Below are 2,006 nucleotides of genomic sequence, written 5' to 3' on the forward strand. Positions count from 1 at the left end.
CCTGCTCGCCGCCTGGATCCTCGGCTGCCTGGCCGTCCAGTACGTCCTCGACCTGCGGGCCGCCCGGAAGGCGGCGGCCGCGGTGTGACCGCTCCAGATGCGGCTGCCAGGGCTGCAGGGCGACCGTATGGCAGCCGCCCGCACCGTGGAGCACCAGCCCTGTCCGGCGGCTGAGCTCGCGCTCCGTGTGGCGAGCCGTCGGGGCACGCGCCGCCGGTGAACGAGTCGGAGCGGACAGCCAAGAGCCGCCGAAGCGGCCTGGCTGAGACAGAGGCAGGTCAGGCGGTCGTGGTCCGGTCGGTGGTGGCCGGCGCGGTCGTCAGGCCCGCCTCGATCCGGCTCAGCACCAGCAGGGTTCCTTCGAGTTCCCCGTCCGCCAGTCCCGCGGTGGTGAGCTCTTCGAGGTCGCGCCATGCCTGCTGGACCCGGTCGCGCAGGGCCTGCCCCGCGCGGGTGGCGGCCACGACGACGGCCCGACGGTCGGCGGGGGAGGGCTTGCGGGTGACGAAACCGGCCTGCTCCAGGCGCTGCAGCATCTTGGTGACGGTCGACGGATCCAGCGCCAGTGTCTTGATCAAGTCCGCCTGGCGCTGCTCACCGTGTTGCCACAGCTGCATCATCAGCAGTTCCTGCCCCGGGTACAGGCCGGTTTCGCGCAGCAGGTTGGCCGCCGCGATCCGGTGCACGCGGGCGACTCGGAAGATCGCCTCGCTCATCGGGGCGTCGGTGACGGTCGGTACCGCGTCGTTCCGCACATCGGCAGGCTCAGGTGGCTTCGGCATGGCTGGTCGTGCTCCTCGTGGCAGCTCACGTTCCCATCGCTCCTGTGCTGGGAATCCTCCCTCACTCTACTTTGGCCGGCCAATGGACATTGGTGCGGTTCGAAACAGTTGTCTGCGCGCTCGGGTGATCCGCTACGGCGTGGCCACGGGTAGCTGGTCGGCTGTCGGCTCACGATGGAGGGCGCCCCGGGCCAGGCCGACGTCGTGTCCCGCCCCGCTTGGCCGCACAAGAAGGCTTGACCAGACAAGAAGAAAGGAAGACGTCCGTGAATCTTCCCGTGTTGTTCGGCGCCAATGTCGACCCGGTGTGGGCCGAGGGCGACCGGCCGCTGCGACACGCCGTTCAGGCCGACCGGAACGGTCTGGACCTGGTCACTGTGCAGGACCACCCCTACCAGCAGGCGTTCCACGACACCTGGACGCTGATGGCGTTCCTGGCGGCCCGCACCGAGCGGGTGGTGTTCGTCCCCACTGTGGCCAACCTGCCGCTGCGCCCGCCGGCGATGCTGGCCAAGGCTGCCGCCAGCTTCGACGTGCTCTCGGGCGGCAGGCTGCAGCTGGGCCTGGGTGCGGGCGCGTTCTGGGAGGCGATCGAGGCGATGGGCGGCCAGCGCCGGGACAAGAAGGAGGCCGTCGACGCCCTCGGCGAGGCCGTCGACGTCATCCGAGCGATGTGGAGCGGCCAGCGGTCGGTGCGGACCGGCGGTGTGCACTACCGAGTCGCGGGCGTCCACCCGGGCCCCACCCCCTCGCCGTCCCTCGGCATCTGGCTGGGCGCCTACGGCCCCCGGATGCTGGCGATCACCGGTGCCAAGGCCGACGGTTGGCTGCCCTCGCTGACCTACCTCGGCCTGGACCGGCTCGGCGAGGCCGTCGCCCGGATCGACGAGGCCGCCGTGCGCGCCGGGCGCGACCCCGGAGCGATCCGCAAGGTCTACAACCTCAACGGTCTCATCACCCCGAACTCCGCTGGAGACTTCCAGGGGCCGGTGGAGCAGTGGGTCGAGCAGATGACCGCCCTCGTGCGCGACCGAGGCATGAACGGCTTTGTGTACTGGCCGAACGAGGACCACGAGCGCCAGCTCGGCGTGTTCGCCCACGAGGTGGTCCCGGCCGTCCGTCAGGCCCTCTGAAGTTCCCCCCTGATCTTGGACAGCGGTTGCTTACGCTGCGGGGGTGAAGTCGCGCTGCAGTCTGGCTCGGGTTTCGAGTGGGGTGAGGTAC

General features: G+C 70.5%; 2 protein-coding genes. One reads left to right on the plus strand and one right to left on the minus strand.

Features of this window, described 5'->3' with window-relative positions; all coding sequences use genetic code 11:
* Positions 1-278 precede the first annotated feature (278 nt).
* Entirely contained in the window at positions 279-782 is a 504-nt protein-coding gene (locus ACGF12_RS38400) for a MarR family winged helix-turn-helix transcriptional regulator (protein ID WP_393041243.1), read from the minus strand.
* 266 nt (positions 783-1,048) lie between these two features.
* Between ACGF12_RS38400 and ACGF12_RS38405 the strand changes: the two genes are divergently transcribed.
* A complete protein-coding gene (locus tag ACGF12_RS38405; RefSeq protein WP_393041246.1) occupies positions 1,049-1,915 on the plus strand; it encodes an LLM class flavin-dependent oxidoreductase in 867 nt (288 codons plus the stop codon).
* Positions 1,916-2,006 lie beyond the last annotated feature (91 nt).

The organism is Kitasatospora sp. NPDC048296 (genome assembly GCF_043201815.1).
In the GTDB taxonomy this organism is placed as follows: domain Bacteria; phylum Actinomycetota; class Actinomycetes; order Streptomycetales; family Streptomycetaceae; genus Kitasatospora.

Bases quoted from the DNA above. Each gene is read 5' to 3' on its own strand.
- ACGF12_RS38400 (WP_393041243.1), bottom strand. From the start codon at position 782: ATGCCGAAGCCACCTGAGCCTGCCGATGTGCGGAACGACGCGGTACCG.